This window comes from Desulfuromonas sp. KJ2020, assembly GCF_024197615.1.
Taxonomy (GTDB): Bacteria; Desulfobacterota; Desulfuromonadia; order Desulfuromonadales; family SZUA-540; genus SZUA-540.
Window position 1 is genome coordinate 41,928 of the sequence record NZ_JAKUKE010000001.1, and the last position, 14,114, is coordinate 56,041.

Consider the following 14,114-nt stretch of genomic DNA (forward strand, 5'->3'; position numbering starts at 1 on the left):
CAAGTGAAGGGAAGTTTATCCCAGAGATCGCGAATATTCAACACAGATCACACGCAACCTGTTGAAACGCCAACATTCCCTGTTATATAATCCCCCGATATTTCATCGTGACCCTTTGCTGCCCGCCGGGCAGCCCTCCCAAGGAACCCTCCATGACCCCAGACCAGGCCCGAAAAAGACATGAGGCGTTGTGCAGCACGCTCCATCGACATAATTATCTCTATCACGTGCTGGACCAGCCGGAAATCTCCGACGCGGACTATGATCGGCTTCTCCAGGAACTTCTGGACCTTGAAACGCAATTCCCCGAGCTTGTCCACCCGGAATCCCCCAGTCAGCGCGTGGGGGCGCCGCCTCTGGAGAAATTTGAGCAGGTCCGCCACTCCCTGCCCATGCTCTCGCTGGAGAACGCCTTTACCGAGGCGGACATGCGTCAGTTTGACGACCGTGTCCGGCGCTTTCTGGCCAGGGAGGAGCCGCTGGAATATGTCTGTGAGATGAAGATGGACGGGGTGGCGGTGGAGCTCGTCTACGAAGAGGGTCGCCTGCAGACCGGTTCGACCCGCGGCGACGGCACCACCGGGGAAAAGATCACCGAGAACCTCAAAACGATTCCGTCCGTCCCCCTTGTCCTGACTTCTCCCTGCCCCTCGCTGCTGGAAGTACGGGGAGAAGTCTATATGGAGCTGGACAACTTCCAGGCTCTCAATCGGGAGCGGGAAGAGGAGGGACTGCCCACTTTCGCCAATCCGCGCAACGCCACCGCCGGCAGCCTTCGGCAGCTCGATTCGGCGGTCACCGCCCGCCGCCCTCTGCAGATATTCTGCTACGGCATCGGCCGTCTAGAGGGCGAGGCCCCCCGCACCCACGAGCAGCTTCTGCAGCAGCTGCAAGAATGGGGGCTGCGCACCAACCTCGCCGGCACCACGTGTTGCCCAGACATTGAGGCGGTTATCACCCATTATCATTCGCTTCAACAGCGCCGGGAAGATCTGCCCTACGAAATCGATGGCATGGTCGTCAAAGTCAACGAACTGGCCCTGCAGCGGGAACTGGGCGAAAAGACCCGTACGCCGCGCTGGGCCATCGCCTGGAAATTCCCGCCTCGCCAGGCGGTCACTACGCTGGAGGACATCCAGCTCCAGGTCGGCCGCACCGGGGCCATCACCCCCGTTGCCCTCCTGCAGCCGGTGGAAGTCAGTGGCGTTACCGTCTCCCGCGCCAGTCTTCACAACTGGGACGAGATCGACCGCCTCGATGTGCGGATCGGCGACCAGGTGGTCGTGGAGAGGGCCGGTGATGTTATCCCCGATGTCGTCAGGGTGCTCACCGAAAAGCGCCGCGGCAACGAAACCCAGGTCCCCCTGCCCACCCATTGCCCCGCCTGCGGCTCACCGGTGAAACGCCTCGAAGGGGAAGTCGTTCCGCGCTGCCAGGGGCTTTCGTGCCCGGCCCAGCTCAAGGAGTCCCTTAAACACTTCGCCCGTCGGGGAGGTATGGACATCGACGGGTTGGGCGGAAAATACATCGACCAGTTGCTGCAGCTCGGGCTGGTAAAGAACGTGGCCGATCTCTATCGCCTGAGAAAAAAGGATCTCTTCCGTTTTGAGCGCATGGGGGACAAACTGGCGGAGAAACTGCTGGCCGCCATCGAGGCCAGTAAAAAACGCCCCCTCTCCCGTTTTCTCAACGCCCTGGGCATTCGGCACGTCGGCGACCACATGGCCAAAATACTCGCCAGCCAGTTCGGCTCCCTGGAGGAGCTGTCTCGGGCCAGCCAGGAGGATCTGCTGGCCATTCACGAAGTCGGCCCCCAGGTGGCCAGCAGCGTCACCAGCTTCTTCGCCTCCCCCCAAAATCAGCAGATTCTGGCCGACCTGTCGATGCTCGGCGTGCACCCCGAGCGGGAGCAACGCCGCGCCGGCGGTCCTTTAAGCGGCAAGACCTTTGTTTTTACCGGGAGTCTGGCCCTGTTTTCTCGCAAAGAGGCGCAGACGCTGGTAGAAAAGCTCGGTGGCCGCGCCAGTGGTTCCGTCAGCAAGAAAACGGATTTCGTCGTGGCCGGCGAGGAAGCCGGCAGCAAGTTGGCACGGGCGCAGGAGTTGGGGGTAACCGTTCTCAGCGAAGAAGAGTTTCAGCAGATGGTGGAAAGGGAGGGAGCATCGTGAAAAAAGTCAGGGCGTCTGTTCGCTTCAGAGGACGGGTTCAGGGCGTGAATTTTCGCGCTTACACCCAGAAGATCTGCCGCCAGAACCACCTTACGGGGTGGGTGCGCAACTTGCCGGATGGCGATGTGCAGGCCTTGCTTGAAGGTCGCGAGTCCGATATCCGCAGCGCCCTGGAGGCCTGCCGCCAAGGACCCGAGATGGCCGCTGTCGACGATGTACTTATCGACTGGGAAGAGTATCAAGGTGAGTTTGCCAGCTTCTCCATCCATTACTGACTTGCCGTCAGGAGACCTCGAGCCGGAAGACCAGGGGTTTTAGTCTTTGCCCAGTTCCGGCAACTCCAGACTTTCCCGATACACCTCGGCGCCGGGCAGGCCCAGCTCCTTCGCTACCCGCTTGACCAGCTGCCGGCGCGGCAGGGCGGTCTCGCGGTGCAGCCGCAGCAGGGCGTCCTTGACCGTCTCTGCCGGCTTTTCTTCGACCTCTAAAGCCGGTCCCACCAGCAGGACAATTTCCCCGCGCACTCTGGCCGAACTGAAATGGTCCAGGGCTCCAGCCAGCGTCCCCCGAAACACCTCTTCGTGCAGCTTGGTCAGTTCCCGCGCCACCACCGCCGGTCGTGTCGTTCCGCACACGGCGATCAGATCCTTCAGGGTGGCCAGCAGGCGATGGGGCGCTTCATAAAAGACCAGTGTGCGGCTTTCCGACTGCAAGGTGGCCAGCTGGGCCAGACGCGCCTGTTTTTTGGCCGGTAGAAACCCTTCGAAGGCAAAGCGCTCCGTCGGCAGCCCCGAGACGGACAGCGCCGTGACCACAGCCGACGGCCCCGGAATGGGCACCACCTCAATGCCCGCCTCCAGACAGCGGCACAACAATCGGTAGCCGGGGTCGGCAATGCCCGGCGTACCCGCATCGGAAATGAGCGCCACGGAGCGGCCTTCGCGCAGGGCGGCCAGAAGCTGCTCCCCCTTGCCGACTTCATTGTGCTGATGGCAGGAGGTCAGTGGCGTACTGATGCCATAGTGGGAAAAGAGCTTGCGGCTGTGGCGGGTATCCTCGGCCGCCACCAGGGCTACTTCCTTGAGAACGCGCAACGCTCTGAGCGTCATGTCCTCGAGGTTGCCGATGGGGGTGGATACCAGATAAAGAACCCCTGCTGCGCCTGCCGTATCAACCGACTCACGCATCATAGGGGCAAAGACTCCAACTCGGCCAGCCAGAGGTTCACGCTCGCGTCGCTGGGCATGCGCCAGTCCCCGCGGGGCGACAGAGCAACACTGCCGACCTTGGGACCGTCCGGGAGGCAGGATCGCTTGAACTGCTGGGAGAAAAAGCGCCGGAAGAAGATCCGCAGCCATTTGACGATTTCGTCCGGGGCGAACTCCCCGTCAAAGGCATGACAGGCCAAAAGATATATTTTTTTAGGGGGAGACTGCAGACGAACCAGGTGGTAGAGGAAGAAATCGTGTAGCACATAAGGGCCAACCTGATCCTCGGTGATCTGCCGGATCTCGTCTCCCTCGCCGGGAGGCAGCAGTTCCGGCGAAACGGGCGTCTCGCAAACATCCCGCAAAACAGCTGACGTCTCACCGCTGAATTCCTCCAAGGCGCACCAGTCGACCAGATAGCGAACCAGTGTTTTCGGCACCCCGCTGTTCACCCCATACATGGACATGTGATCGGCATTATAGGTGCACCACCCCAGGGCCAGTTCGGAGAGGTCTCCGGTGCCGATCACCAGACCGCCGACCTGATTGGCCACATTCATCAGAATCTGGGTGCGTTCGCGTGCCTGGGCATTTTCGTAGGTAACATCGTGTAAAGACGCGTCGTGGCCGATATCGGCAAAATGCTGCCTGACGGCCTGATCGATGGGGATGACACGAAGCGTCACGCCCAGCAGTTCGGCGAGTTTTTCCGCGTTCCCTCGCGTTCGCCGGGTCGTCCCAAAACCCGGCATAGTGATGGCCACAATACCCTCGTGATCCAGCCCCAGCTTGTCAAAAGCCTTGACCGTCACCAGCAGGGCCAGAGTCGAATCGAGGCCACCGGAGATACCGACGACGACACGAGAGGCTGCCGTGTGTCTGAGTCGCTTGGCCAGGGCCGTGGTCTGCAGGGCGAAAATTTCACGGCAGCGCTGCGCCCTGTCCCGATCATCGGCAGGAACAAAGGGCGTACGGGAGAGGGGTCGCCATATCTCAGCTGCTTTTTTTTCCGTCCCCTTAAGTTCAAAGGGGATAACCCGGAAAACCCGCTCGCTCCGCGCCACCGAATAACTGTTGTTTTTCAACCGTTCACTCACCAGCCGATCCACATCAATGTCGGCCATGGCCAGTTGACTGTCGAATTCGAACCGTGCCGTTTCTGCCAGGACCACGCCGTTTTCCGCTATCAGCGAGTGCCCGGAAAAAACCAGGTCGGTGCTGGACTCCCCCGGCCCCGCCGAGGCGTAGGCATAGGCGGCCAGACAGCGGGCGGACTGGGATTCCACCAGAGACTGCCGGTAGCTGTGCTTGCCGAGCACTTCCGGGCTGGCCGACAGGTTGAGCAGGACCGTCGCCCCCGCTCCAGCCATTTCGCCGCTCGGCGGGTTGGACACCCAGGCATCCTCGCAAATTTCGATACCCACCATGCAATCAGGCTTGTTCACGGCCTGAAACAGCAGATCCGGCCCGAAAGGTATGGCACAGTCGTCCAGAAAGATCTCCTCACCCGTTCTGTCCAGGGCGGAGGAGAACCATCGTTCTTCATAAAATTCCTGCGTGTTGGGCAGATAGGTTTTGGGTACGCATCCCAGAATCTGCCCACCGGCCAGAAAAAAGGCCCCGTTAAAGAGGCGGCCCTGCTGGTGGACCGGCGCTCCGACAACCAGGGCGATATCATACTCCGCCGTCAGGGCAGCCAGGTCGGTAACGGCCCGCAGGGCTTTTTTAACCAGAAGGGGTTGAAAAAAGAGGTCGCCACAGCTGTAGGCCGTCAGGCACAGTTCGGGACAGACAAGGAGCTGACACTGCTGCGCGGCCGCCTTTTCCACCACGCGAGAGATCCCCGCCAGGTTGAAATCCACATCGCCAACCCGCAACTCGGGGGAAGCTACCGCCAGGCGTAAAAAACCGCAATCAGCGAACGAGACAGAATTCATCATAAGCACTACTTTCGTCTGTGTTTTTGGCTGCACGGCAAAGGCCAACGGCTCCCTGCCAGGGACGCTCGGCGAAAAACCGACATTTAGAGGCCGAATGCATCGGGGATGTATTCGATCTCCGCGCCGGCTGCCCCCGGCGAAACCGCCAGGACATCGAAACGAGGCTGCAGACCCTGGCCTTGGCCGGACGCGAGATACCACTGGGCTGACCGGATGATCTGTCGTTGTTTGCGCGGTCCTACGGCCTCCTGCGGAGAACCGAAAGCGAGGCTGCGGCGGGTCTTCACCTCAACAAAAGCCAGGATTTTGCGATCCTTGACCACCAGGTCGATCTCCCCCAGGGGCGTACGAAGGTTGCGTTCGACGATTTTCATCCCCTGACGACGCAGGTAGCGGGCCGCCTCTTCCTCTCCCCAGCGACCGAGGGACTGACGCTCCTCGCTCATAAGTCGACCACATGCTCGCGCACCCCGGCGAAGGTGCGCCGATGAATAGGGCTGGGCCCAAGGCGGGCAATGGATTCCATGTGGGCGGCGCTGCCATAACCCTTGTGACCGGCAAAACCATACCCAGGGAAACGGCGATCATAAGCGATCATCATTCTGTCCCTGACCACTTTGGCCACCACGGAGGCGGCGGCAATGGAAAGAGAGCGGCTATCCCCTTTCTTCAAGGTCAACTGGGGGGTCTGCTCAGGCAAGGGAGTAATACCGTCGATCAACAAGTAATCGGCTGAAAAACGGAGACGGTTGACGGCCAGGGACATGGCCTGAATGGTCGCCTTAAGAATATTGATCGCATCAATCTCTTCAGCAGACACGATCCCTACCCCAATAGCCCGGGCCTGCTGACGAATGAGGGGAAAGAGTTCGTCCCTTTTCCTGGCCGAGAGTTTTTTGGAGTCGGTCAGGCCGGGCAGATCGTGGACTGACGGCAGGATGACAGCCGCCGCCACCACCGGTCCGGCCAGGGGACCCCGGCCGGCTTCATCGATGCCGGCGACAGCCTTATAGCCGTTTTTCAGGGCCTGCCTCTCAAAGTGCAGAGGTGACAGACTCTCCTCGGCAAACAACTGCAGTGTCATCGGCAAGCCGCCATGGCAAATTTTCCCTTTAATTTTGTCGCTGAGCTTGGTATACAATATACAATATTTGCATGCATAACTCTAATGAATCGAAGGAGAAATTTCATGGCAGCTATTTTCATCGGCCTGGCAGTTGTGGGGTATTTGGCTTTTCTGGTGGACTGGAAGGGATTCATGGAAGTTTTCCGCCTGGGGGGCTGGGCAACGGTCGCTCTTTACGGCGTCCTCACGGTGCTCATCTACGTGCAGCTGACTTCCCATTCGGCCGGTACGGTTCCCGGAGTTCATCATTAAGGTTTCAGACGGTGGGTAAATCCTGATATGTCCCCCCTGTGGATGAAAAAAAAGCCCCGGCTTGCGGCCGGGGCTTTTTTTGTCCTACGCTTGGGCGGCCCGCTTTTCGCGAATACGCGCTGCCTTGCCCTGCAGGTTGCGCAGGTAATACAGCTTGGCCCGACGAACGCGGCCAACCATCATGTTCTCGATCTTGTCGACCGTCGGGGAGTGCAGGGAAAATACCCTCTCAACCCCAACGCCATTGGAGATCTTGCGAACCGTGAAAGTCGATCCGATACCGCGGTTAACCCGCTTGATGCATACCCCCTGGTAAACCTGGATGCGCTGCTTGTCGCCTTCGACAATCTTCACATGCACGCGCAGGGTGTCACCCGCTTTGAAGGCCGGGATGTTTTTCCGCATCTGTTCCATTGCCAGTTGATCGATGATGTTCATCTTTTCCTCCTCTACATCCGCTGATCCGGTTCATTCCTGAAAGGCAAAGTATTTTTGCAGGAAGAGGACCCGGAGGATTCATGTTTATACTGCAAAATCCTTCACTACCGCAATGATATTTTTACACTTCGTCTATTTTTCGCCGGCACCGGCCGCCAAGAGCCGGTCGAGCATAATCGCCGCTGCCGCCCGCACGGGCAGATGATTGTAATCGCTGCTCCCGCGAATGGACTCCAAGACAGGCCAGCCGTTCGCAAAGAGCGAAGGGGCCAGGCCCCAGCCGGTCCCCAGCACGAGCATAAGGTGCCTAGTTTTCAGGAGCTCTCGGCAGGCGCCATAGCTGAGGCCGTCGCGGGCTTTCGCCCCGGTCAACACCGGCAGAGGCTCCATGCCTACTTCTTGACCCCAGTCGGCTAAAGCATCTTGCAGGGAGGCGGTCACCCGAACCAGACCGAGGGCTTCCCCTCGATGGGGGTTGTATTCGGCGCCATGCCCCTGGTGCCAGTGATCAAGTATGCGCTCGACCAGGGTCAATTGCTCCTGAACGGGTGTCACGATATAGAAGCGGTCAACCCCATAGGTTCTGGCCGTTCTGGCAATGTCGTGGACATCCAGATTGGTCACGGCCGTAGTGACCAGATCCCCCCGACGATCCACCACGGGACGATGAACCAGAGCAATGGCAAACGGGAGCCGGTTCATGCTGGTTCCTCCGCCAGTTCCCGGCGAATGGATTCCAGCAACGCCATATCTTCCGAACTGAGTGGCGCCGACTCCAACAGATCGGGCCGGCGAACCAAGGTCCGCTGCAGCTGCTGACGCCGCCGCCAGCGGGCGATAGCCTCATGGTTGCCCGACAACAGAACCTCAGGCACCCGCATGCCCTGGAAATCGGCAGGACGGGTATAGTGAGGAAATTCCAGCAGGCCGTCAGCGTAGGAATCACCCTCGGCGCTGCCACTACTGCCCAGAACCCCGGGGAGCAAACGAGCCACCGCATCGATCATAACCATGGCGGGCAACTCGCCCCCGGTCAGAACAAAATCTCCAAGGGAGTACTCGACATCGACCATGCTACGGATGCGCTCGTCAAAGCCCTCGTAGCGACCACAGACAAAAATCAGCCCGGATTGCGCGGACAAAGCCCGCGCATCATCCTGACCAAAAGTTTTTCCCTGCGGGGTCATCATGACGACCTGAGCCCCGGGGGACTGTTGGCGCAGAGCCTGAATGGCGGCGTAGACCGGCTCGGGCTTCATGACCATACCAGCGCCGCCACCGTAAGGCATGTCGTCCGTTACCTTGTGTCGCCCCGCGGCCCAGTCGCGCAGATTGTGCGCATGAAGCTGAATAAGTCCCTTTTCAAGGGCTTTACCCAGGATACTGACAGCAAAGGGAGACTCAAACATGACCGGGAAGAGGGTCAGGACATCAAAACGCATCGGGTTTCTGCACCAAACCTTCCGGCAAATCTACGACGATAAGCCCCGCCGCCGTATCGACCTCGACCAAAAAGGCCTCGACCACCGGAATAAGAACCTCCCCGTAGGGACCGTTGACCACGAAGATATCGTGAGCAGCCGTTGTAAAAGTATCGTCCAGGGTCCCGAGCTCACCGAGACTCCGATCGCGAACAGCAAAGCCCTGCACCTCATCCCAATAAAACTCATCGGGGTCCGGCTCAGGGACATCCTGGCGCCTCATAAGGACTTCGGCTCCAACGAGGCGCTGCACGGAATCAATGTGCTCAAGACCTTGCAACCGGAGCAGGTAACCCCCTTTGTGGGAAACCACGCGCACAGGCGTATGAGCTTCTGGCTCGCGATCAGCAGAGCGGAGGAAGACAGGTGTTTCGGCCGCCAACGGGCAGAGGCCGGCCAAAGGGCGCACTTTCAGATCTCCGCGCAACCCATGGGTTCCGGCCACAACACCTACCAGCAGAAAGTCTTTGGCTATTTTCGGCATTACTCCATGATTTGCAGAGTGGCCCGCCGATTCTCCCGCGTCGCCTTGGCGTTCAGCAATGTCCGCATGGCCTTGGCCGTGCGCCCCTGCTTGCCGATTATCCGCCCCATGTCTTCCTGAGCAGCAGCTAGCTTGACAAGAATCGTCCCATCTTCACCCTCCTCCTCGGAGATGACGACCGCGTCAGGGTTTTCAACCAGGGATTTCGCGATGAATTCGATGAGTTCTTTCATGGAGTCCGTCCTTCGAAGAAAGGGATGGTTCCCGCCACGACGAGAGGAGACCGGGGTCTCCTAGGACTGCTTGAACTTGGCCCAGATGCCCTGCTTGCGCAGAACCTGACGTACTGTTTCCGTGGGCTGCGCCCCTTTTTTCAGCCACTCAAGGGTACGCTCTTCGTTCAAGGAGACCATAGGCGGGTCAATTTTGGGATCATACTGTCCCAGATTTTCTACAAAACGACCGTCGCGGGGAAACCGCTCGTCGGCAACTACAACCTGGTAAAAGGGTTTTTTCTTGGCGCCACCGCGGGCCAGCCTGATTTTAACTGCCATGTAACGTTCCTCCTGGGTGTTGCTATACGGAATTTCCGTAGCTGTTGGTTGATCGATTAACTTTCACTCTCATTGTTATCATGAAGCCGGAAAGATGCAATGTTTCTAGAAAGGCAGACCGCCTCCGCGGCCAAGCATCCCCTTAAGCCCTTTCGGCCCTGCTTTCTGCATTTTCTTCATCATCTTCTGCGCTTCCGTAAAGCGCTTAAGCAACTGATTGACGTCCTGAACAGTGGTGCCGCTGCCTTTAGCAATGCGCAAACGACGTGAACCATTGATCAGGCGGTGATCCCGACGTTCCTTGGGGGTCATGGAACAGATGATCGCCTCGATCTTCTTCAGTTCCTTGTCAGGCATTCCCATGTCTTTAACCTGCTTCATGGCTTTGCCCGCCCCAGGTATCATCTTGAGGATCGATTCCATCGAACCCATTTTTTTGATGGCCTGCAGCTGATCGCGAAAGGTTTCCAACGTAAACCCTTCCTTGCGCAGCTTTTGTTCGAGATCGGCGGCCTGCTCCTTATCGACAGCGGTCTGCGCCTTTTCGATAAGACTGAGGACATCCCCCATCCCCAGAATGCGCTGGGCCATGCGGTCGGGATGAAAAACTTCAAGGGCGTCAAGCTTTTCCCCGAGGCCGACAAACTTGATCGGCTTGCCAGTGACCGCGCGGATAGAGAGAGCCGCACCACCGCGGGCATCGCCATCGAGCTTGGACAGGATAACACCGGTAATGTCCAGCTTTTCATCAAAGCTTTTGGCGACATTTACGGCATCCTGACCCGTCATGGCATCAGCCACGAAAAGGATTTCACGGGGCTGCAGGGACGCCTTGATACGCACCAACTCGCCCATCAACTCTTCATCGATGTGCAGCCGGCCGGCCGTATCGAGTATCAGTGTATCGTAACCGTTAAGCTCGGCATAACGGCGCGCATTCTCGCAGATGACAACGGGATCCTGCCCCGGCTGGGAGTCAAACACCGGGATATCCATTTGCCGACCGACGGTCTTGAGCTGCTCAATCGCGGCCGGACGATAGATATCGGCCGGAACCAGCAGAGGACTGCGCTTATCCCGCCGTAATTTCAGGCCCAGCTTGCCGCATGTCGTGGTTTTGCCCGCGCCCTGAAGGCCGCAGAGCATGATCGACACGGGGGGACGGGCAGCAAGGTCGAGCTCGTAGGCCTCGCCTTCGCCCATCAACCGCCCCAGCTCTTCACGGACAACCTTGATGACCTGCTGGGCGGGAGTCAGGCTCTTGAGAACTTCCTGACCGACCGCACGCTCCGTGACGCTGGCGATAAAATTTTTAACGACCCGAAAATTGACGTCTGCCTCCAGGAGAACCAGGCGAACTTCGCGCATCGCCTCCTGGATATTCTGCTCCGTCAGGCGCCCATGGCCGCGAAGCTTTTTGAATACTGCGTCAAATTTATCGGTCAGATTATCAAACATTGCGTGCCAAAGACACTTTCCCTTTGAAGATTCGCAAAGTTTGGAATATAGGGAAAGCCCCTACCCTTGTCAAGGAAAAACCTGAAAACCCCAAATCCCTAAGTTTCAAGCGAAACCTGTACAAACCCCTCTTCCTCCCGGATATAAAGCTCGGCGGGCAGCAATCCCTTATCTCTCAAGACAGCGGTAACCACGGCTTGCTCAGCACTGGCATAACGAATGGCCAGGCCACAATCGGAACTGAGCTGACGCGGAACGGGAATCAGGAGAATATCCGCCCCAGCGGCCTTGAGAATTTTTTCAGCTTCCATGACCCGATGCACAGAGTGAAACACCGCCACCAGATCGCCATTACGAACCATGGCACCAACTCCCTCCAATTGAATTTTCCACAACAGCAGACAAGCGGGCGGCAAAGGCTGGCCGCTTCATGGATTGACAGTCTTCCGACAAAACAGGTAGACTCCCACGAGTATCTATTCTACCAACATCCCAGGAAAAGAAACCGCCTTGAATTTGACTCTCACCATGGACCAGATCAGCCTGGTTTCCTTCGCCCTTCTCGCCAACCTCCCCCTGGGCTACCTGCGACAACGCTGCCGCAAGTATTCCCTGCGCTGGTTCATCTACATCCATCTATCCATCCCCTTTATCGCCACCTGGCGCCTGACCTCGGATATCGGCTGGAAAATCATTCCATTCACGCTGGCTGCGGCCATCGCCGGACAGCTTCTGGGGGGCAGGATATATCATCGGAACCGGTCATGAGCAGCAAATCTCCTCCGGGCAAAAACCAGATCCAGTTGGTCGGCGCGCTACTGGAAAATCTTTTCCAACAACGCGGCCTTGATGAAAAGAGACGGGAATACAAAGCCTGGCTCGTCTGGGAAGAAGCCGTCGGTCCACAGATTGCCGCTCGAGCCCGACCGATACGCATTAGGGATGGCGTCCTTGAGGTGCGCGTGGATCATCCCGTCTGGATGCAGCAGCTACAGCTGCTGAAGCCCAAAATCCTCACCCAGCTCAACGCCTTGCTGGGGGAAGAAGTGATCGATGACCTGTTTCTGCGCCGCGGCGCCCACAAACCGCCGGAAGCGCCGCCCCCTGCACCTGAAGAAATCGACTGGCAATCAGCCAGGCTGACGGAAGCGGATCGCCAGGAGATCCACCAGACTGTCATGGCCATCAGTGATCCGGAGGTGAGGATGAGTCTAGAGGATCTTCTCACCAAGCAGAAGAAACTGCAGCGGGCACGCCAAAAGCCCGACTAGCCTTGCGGCGGCACCGACGTCTTCGTCTCGTACATGGCCAAAACCTCGCGACTGTACCCATCCCCAGCGTAGATAACCAGCGGATCCTCCACTAACAGGCCGGGCTTGGCGCCCTTGCGCCCCTCCACCAGTACGAGTCGGGCCGCCTCTCCGGCACGGGACTGCACGATCCGGAGCCGCTTGGGTTCCAGCCTTTCCAGACGCAGGGCGCACAAAATATCCGTCAGACGTTCAGCCAGATGGATGACAAAAAAGCGACCACCGTCATCCAGACATCGGGCCGCCGTGCCCACAAAGTCCTCCAGACCGCCAGCCAGCTCATGACGGGCTGCCGCTCTTTCCGAGCCAGGTGACAGCCTCCCCGTTCCGGCGGGACGATAAGGCGGATTGGACAACACGGCCGTAAAAGGCGCATATTGGCTTAACACCTCCGGGGCACGCATGTCTCCGCACACAATTTCAACCCTCTGATCCAATCGGTTCAACTGGGCGCTCCGACGAGCCCTGTCCGCCAGCTCTTCCTGCCGCTCGACCCCCACGACCCGGATCGATTCGTGGCGACTGGCCAGCAGCAGGGGGATGATGCCCGCTCCCGTGCCCAGATCCAAAACCCGGTCCTGAGGACGGATTCGGGCAAAACCGCAGAGCAGCACCGGGTCAAGGGAGAACCGATATCCCGCCCTCCCCTGCAAAATCCTCAATCCCGGCCCCAGATCGTCCAGGGTCTCGCCATCTTTTCGCCAGAGTTCCGTATCCATAGCTCTTTATGGTCAACCAAGCCGTGTGGTGGCCGAAAAAATAGGGGACGGTCTGTTCACCGTCCCCTGCCTTTTGAAACGAAAGCCTCAGGTTCCTGAATCAGGATCCTCCGTAGGAATGAAGACCGGAAAGAACCAGGTTAACACCGAGGTAGCAGAACAGCGTGGCGGCGAATCCGATAATGGAAAGCCAGGCCGCCCGCTTGCCAACCCAGCCCCGGGTAAAGCGGGCGTGCAGAAAGGCCGCATAGATGAACCAGACGATCAGGCTCCAGGTCTCCTTGGGGTCCCAGCTCCAGTAGGTTCCCCAGGCATAGTTGGCCCAGGCGGCACCGGTGACAATGCCCAGGGTCAACAGCGGGAAGCCGATCATGATGGCTTTGTAGTTCATATCATCCAACACCTTGGTGCTGGGGAACAGGCCTAGAATCCCACCGGCAGGAGAATCCTCCGGACTCTTCTCTTCACGGCCGGCCTTGATCAGATACATGATGGAAACGCCGCAGGCCACCGCAAAGGCGGCGTAGCCGAGAAAGCAGGTGATGACGTGATAGGTGAGCCAGTTGCTCTGCAGAGCCGGCACCAAAGGCTCGATCGCGTCGTTAAGCCGCAGCTGCGCCCAGGTCATGGACAAAAAAGCGAAGGGGAGGACAAATGCGCCGATGGAGCGCTGGCGGTATTTGAGATCCATCAGGATGTAGATCAGCAGGATGGTCCAGGAAAAAAAGACCACGGACTCATAAAGATTGGACAGGGGCGCGTAGCCGTCGGCCCCCAGCAATTTGTACGTCTCGCTCCAGCGCACGCCGATAGCTGCGGTATGGGCCAGAAAGCCGACATACGCCAGGATGTTGCCGCCGAGGGCGATAGCCTTGCTCCGGGTGGCCAAATAGACCACGAACAGCACCATCGAGGCGAAGTAGGCCACAGTTACAGCGTTGAACAGTTGTGTACTGGTCATCTTTTCTTTTCCCCC

General features: G+C 58.7%; 19 protein-coding genes. 5 read left to right on the plus strand and 14 right to left on the minus strand.

The window, feature by feature from the left end; genetic code table 11:
* The first annotated feature begins 152 nt into the window (after window positions 1–152).
* A complete protein-coding gene (gene ligA / locus MJO47_RS00210; RefSeq protein ID WP_253959108.1) occupies window positions 153–2,168 on the plus strand; it encodes an NAD-dependent DNA ligase LigA in 2,016 nt (671 codons plus the stop codon).
* Window positions 2,165–2,443, plus strand: a complete 279-nt coding sequence (locus tag MJO47_RS00215) for an acylphosphatase (protein ID WP_253959109.1) — start codon at window positions 2,165–2,167, stop codon at window positions 2,441–2,443. The genes ligA and MJO47_RS00215 overlap by 4 nt, the downstream gene beginning before the upstream one ends.
* Before the next feature lie 39 nt (window positions 2,444–2,482).
* On the opposite strand, the gene rsmI is transcribed toward MJO47_RS00215, so the two are convergent.
* The 4 genes from rsmI to MJO47_RS00235 form a co-directional block, all read right to left on the minus strand.
* The gene (gene rsmI, locus MJO47_RS00220; protein WP_253959110.1) at window positions 2,483–3,358 is read right to left on the minus strand and encodes a 16S rRNA (cytidine(1402)-2'-O)-methyltransferase; all 876 of its coding nucleotides are present in this window, start codon (window positions 3,356–3,358) and stop codon (window positions 2,483–2,485) included.
* A complete protein-coding gene (locus tag MJO47_RS00225; RefSeq protein WP_371926638.1) occupies window positions 3,355–5,313 on the minus strand; it encodes an NAD(+) synthase in 1,959 nt (652 codons plus the stop codon). Before MJO47_RS00225 ends, rsmI begins: the two co-directional genes overlap by 4 nt.
* A gap of 86 nt (window positions 5,314–5,399) precedes the next feature.
* Window positions 5,400–5,762 (minus strand): YraN family protein, encoded by a 363-nt coding sequence (locus MJO47_RS00230; RefSeq protein WP_253959112.1) that lies wholly within the window; start codon window positions 5,760–5,762, stop codon window positions 5,400–5,402.
* A complete protein-coding gene (locus MJO47_RS00235; protein ID WP_253959113.1) occupies window positions 5,759–6,400 on the minus strand; it encodes a ribonuclease HII in 642 nt (213 codons plus the stop codon). The genes MJO47_RS00230 and MJO47_RS00235 overlap by 4 nt, the downstream gene beginning before the upstream one ends.
* A 105-nt stretch (window positions 6,401–6,505) precedes the next feature.
* Between MJO47_RS00235 and MJO47_RS00240 the strand changes: the two genes are divergently transcribed.
* Window positions 6,506–6,694: a hypothetical protein gene (locus tag MJO47_RS00240; protein ID WP_253959114.1), complete on the plus strand. Its 189-nt coding sequence runs from the start codon at window positions 6,506–6,508 to the stop codon at window positions 6,692–6,694.
* Window positions 6,695–6,778: 84 nt separating this feature from the next.
* On the opposite strand, the gene rplS is transcribed toward MJO47_RS00240, so the two are convergent.
* The 8 genes from rplS to MJO47_RS00280 all read right to left on the minus strand — a co-directional run bounded on the left by rplS (window position 6,779) and on the right by MJO47_RS00280 (window position 11,471).
* A complete protein-coding gene (gene rplS / locus MJO47_RS00245) occupies window positions 6,779–7,132 on the minus strand; it encodes a 50S ribosomal protein L19 (protein ID WP_253959115.1) in 354 nt (117 codons plus the stop codon).
* A 132-nt stretch (window positions 7,133–7,264) separates the two neighbouring features.
* Window positions 7,265–7,834 carry an RNA methyltransferase gene (locus MJO47_RS00250; protein WP_253959116.1) on the minus strand — a complete coding sequence of 190 codons (570 nt, stop codon included), beginning with the start codon at window positions 7,832–7,834 and terminating at the stop codon, window positions 7,265–7,267.
* Window positions 7,831–8,574 (minus strand): tRNA (guanosine(37)-N1)-methyltransferase TrmD, encoded by a 744-nt coding sequence (gene trmD / locus MJO47_RS00255; RefSeq protein ID WP_253959117.1) that lies wholly within the window; start codon window positions 8,572–8,574, stop codon window positions 7,831–7,833. Before trmD ends, MJO47_RS00250 begins: the two co-directional genes overlap by 4 nt.
* A complete protein-coding gene (gene rimM / locus MJO47_RS00260) occupies window positions 8,564–9,097 on the minus strand; it encodes a ribosome maturation factor RimM (protein ID WP_253959118.1) in 534 nt (177 codons plus the stop codon). Before rimM ends, trmD begins: the two co-directional genes overlap by 11 nt.
* Window positions 9,097–9,330: a KH domain-containing protein gene (locus MJO47_RS00265; RefSeq protein WP_155876967.1), complete on the minus strand. Its 234-nt coding sequence runs from the start codon at window positions 9,328–9,330 to the stop codon at window positions 9,097–9,099. The genes rimM and MJO47_RS00265 overlap by 1 nt, the downstream gene beginning before the upstream one ends.
* Before the next feature lie 60 nt (window positions 9,331–9,390).
* A complete protein-coding gene (rpsP, locus tag MJO47_RS00270; protein WP_155876968.1) occupies window positions 9,391–9,651 on the minus strand; it encodes a 30S ribosomal protein S16 in 261 nt (86 codons plus the stop codon).
* A gap of 105 nt (window positions 9,652–9,756) precedes the next feature.
* Complete coding sequence (ffh, locus tag MJO47_RS00275; protein ID WP_253959119.1) at window positions 9,757–11,109, minus strand: signal recognition particle protein; 1,353 nt, start codon at window positions 11,107–11,109, stop codon at window positions 9,757–9,759.
* 98 nt (window positions 11,110–11,207) lie between these two features.
* Window positions 11,208–11,471: a DUF3343 domain-containing protein gene (locus MJO47_RS00280; RefSeq protein WP_253959120.1), complete on the minus strand. Its 264-nt coding sequence runs from the start codon at window positions 11,469–11,471 to the stop codon at window positions 11,208–11,210.
* A gap of 148 nt (window positions 11,472–11,619) precedes the next feature.
* Here MJO47_RS00280 and MJO47_RS00285 point away from each other — a divergent pair, with 148 nt between their 5' ends.
* The gene (locus MJO47_RS00285) at window positions 11,620–11,877 is read left to right on the plus strand and encodes a hypothetical protein (protein WP_253959121.1); all 258 of its coding nucleotides are present in this window, start codon (window positions 11,620–11,622) and stop codon (window positions 11,875–11,877) included.
* Entirely contained in the window at window positions 11,874–12,380 is a 507-nt protein-coding gene (locus MJO47_RS00290; protein ID WP_253959122.1) for a DUF721 domain-containing protein, read from the plus strand. Before MJO47_RS00285 ends, MJO47_RS00290 begins: the two co-directional genes overlap by 4 nt.
* Here MJO47_RS00290 and MJO47_RS00295 read toward each other — a convergent pair.
* Together MJO47_RS00295 and ccsB are read right to left on the minus strand one after the other, a co-directional pair.
* Complete coding sequence (locus MJO47_RS00295) at window positions 12,377–13,138, minus strand: tRNA1(Val) (adenine(37)-N6)-methyltransferase (RefSeq protein WP_253959123.1); 762 nt, start codon at window positions 13,136–13,138, stop codon at window positions 12,377–12,379. The two genes, MJO47_RS00290 and MJO47_RS00295, sit on opposite strands and share 4 nt — an antisense overlap.
* 100 nt (window positions 13,139–13,238) lie before the next feature.
* On the minus strand, window positions 13,239–14,099 hold the full coding sequence (gene ccsB, locus MJO47_RS00300; RefSeq protein WP_253959124.1) for a c-type cytochrome biogenesis protein CcsB: 861 nt from the start codon (window positions 14,097–14,099) through the stop codon (window positions 13,239–13,241).
* Between the last annotated feature and the right edge of the window lie 15 nt (window positions 14,100–14,114).